At 38.4% G+C, this 2555-nt stretch carries 2 protein-coding genes; both read left to right on the top strand.

The genetic code is table 11. The features are described 5' to 3' along the window. A partial coding sequence (locus SMIDD26_RS07550; RefSeq protein ID WP_061439794.1) for a PaaI family thioesterase occupies nt 1-450 on the top strand: 450 nt, incomplete at its 5' end. A gap of 150 nt (nt 451-600) precedes the next feature. Next, nucleotides 601-1581: an acetylxylan esterase gene (locus SMIDD26_RS07545; RefSeq protein WP_061439722.1), complete on the top strand. Its 981-nt coding sequence runs from the start codon at nt 601-603 to the stop codon at nt 1579-1581. The last annotated feature ends 974 nt before the right edge of the window (nt 1582-2555 follow it).

The raw sequence follows: 2555 nt of genomic DNA, 5'->3' as shown, positions 1-2555 counted from the left end.
AGGTATGGAGAACGCTTCCAGCATTGTTGGGGTTGCGGCCCAAAGAATGATTTGGGTTTACATTTAAAAACCTATCCAAGTCTGGATGGGGAGCGTTGTATTAGTCGGATAAAGCTTGAAAATGCTTATACTGGCGGAGTTCCATCAAATGTCTTTGGAGGAATGATAGCGACTATTTTTGATTGCCATGGTACGGCGTCAGCAGCTTGGTTTGCCCATCATCAAAAAGGTTTGGAATTGACAGACGAAACAGTTATCGGTCGCTTCATCACAGCTCATTTAGAAGTTGATTATCTTAGCCCAACCCCAATTGACGATGAAATTGTCGTCATTTCTACTCTGGAGGAATTAGGGGAAAGAAAGGCAATTATTTCTATGGAAATGTCAGTGGCGGGTAAAGTCCGTGCAAAATCCAAAATGGTAGCAGTAGCTGTGAAGGATCATATGTAAGACTGAATACTAGAAGTTTAAGATTACCTTCAGATGATAGCTTTGAAGAAAGAAAGGCTAAATTCACTTTCTATTTATCCTTCTTTCTTGCATTGCTTTCTTAGATGTGCTACAGTTGTGGTAGCGATTACAAAATAAAAGGAGCATGCTATGAAAAATCCAACTTTGTTAGAAGAAATGAAGACTTATCTAGGAAGGGATGAGGTTCCAGAGGACTTTGATGCTTTCTGGGATGAGGAAGTGAAAAAAGTTTCCACGCTTCCAGCCTACCAGTTGGAGGAAAGAAATTTTCACATCCCTCAAGTCAAGTGCTATGAGTTAACCTTTGAAGGAACCAATGAAGTCAAGGTCTATGCACGCGTCGTTCTTCCAAAGAGTGAGGAGAAGGTTCCGATAATCTTCCATTTCCATGGTTATATGGGACGCGGCTGGGACTGGACCGATATGCTGGCTTTCACCGTAGCTGGTTACGGTGTTGTTTCAATGGATGTGCGGGGCCAGTCAGGTTATTCGCAAGACGGTTTGCGTTCTCCTCTAGGAAATACGGTTAAGGGACATATTATCCGTGGTGCTGTGGAGGGTCGGTATCACCTCTTTTATAAGGATGTTTATCTGGATATTTACCAGTTGGTTGAAATTATTGCTAGTCTGCCTCAGGTAGATGAGAAGCGTCTTTCTAGCTATGGTGCCTCGCAAGGAGGGGCTTTGGCCTTGGTTGCAGCAGCGCTCAATCCTCGAATTCAGAAAACAGTTGCCATCTATCCCTTCTTGTCAGACTTTAGACGAGTGCTTGAGATTGGTAATACCAGTGAGGCTTACGATGAACTTTTCCGTTATTTCAAGTTTCACGACCCCTTCCATGAAACTGAGGAGGAGATCATGGAGACCCTTGCCTATATCGATGTGAAAAATCTTTCCCATCGTATCAAGGGTGAGGTTAAGATGATTACGGGCTTGGACGACGATGTTTGCTATCCTATTACCCAGTTTGCGATTTATAATCGTCTGACCTGCGATAAGGCCTATCGCATCATGCCCGAGTATGCTCACGAAGCCATGAATGTATTTGTTAACGACCAAGTCTACAATTGGCTCTGTGGAAGTGAGATTTCTTTTAAATATCTAAAATAAGGAGTCGACTCTAAGCACAAAATCTTAAAAATCACAAACACGCATAGTATCAGGTGTTGAACAAGCTTGATACTATGCGTTTTATAGTGCATTGAATCTATATTAGGACACTACAATTCTTAAATCATTGTTAGAAATTAGTTTGAATTTTCCAATCAATTTATTCGATTTTTACATCATTGCATTATATCATGCGACTATTAACCTTGTTTTCTCCTAAAATTGACTTTCTTGTTTTCTTATCTTGTCCACTCGAAACAGGTTTTGCAAGAAACCTACTTATTTTTGAAAGTACTTTTAATGTAGTTGCTATAGTTAAAAAGATTTGAAACTAAATTCCAAATTAGAAAAAGGCTTGAAATACTAAAAAAAAAAGTATACTCTAATTGAAAACGGTAACAAAACTAATTTAGAGTATTTCTCTCTTAAAAAGTTCTTGGTGAAACGAGATGTAGAAAGGAGATTTAGCCAAAGAGTCTACTAGTGCTAGAATAATAGATTAGAATTATTTTAGAAAAACGAAGTGACTAACTTATAAATTCAAGTCCCCAAATAAATTCATACTAGTATCTTTTGCAAAAAAATAAAGGGCGACTTCCTTTATGAATATCAATTTCATCTATAAGGAAGGTAGCTAATTGAACTAACTTATTTATTCTGTTTGTCGCTAGAAAAATCAGATCTTCTTGTGAAGATTGAGGAGATACTGAATGAAAATCAAAGAAGAAACTAGCAAGCTAGTAGCAGATTGCCCAAAACACCGCTTTGAGGTTGTAGATAAGACTGACCTATATAATCCAAGGTGAAGCGACTGTGGTTTGAAGAGATTTTCAAAGAGTATAGGCTAGAGAGTGTTGTGTTTTTATGTCCTTCTAGTAGAAAATGCTAGACAGAAGAATGGGGAACTTGGATAGGAAAAATAGATTGAGAAAGGAGGTTAGAAGAGATGATTATTACAAAAATTAGTCGTTTAG

It is taken from the genome of Streptococcus mitis (assembly GCF_001579035.1).
GTDB lineage: Bacteria > Bacillota > Bacilli > Lactobacillales > Streptococcaceae > Streptococcus > Streptococcus mitis_J.
This window is presented reverse-complemented; position numbering and strand designations above follow the sequence as displayed.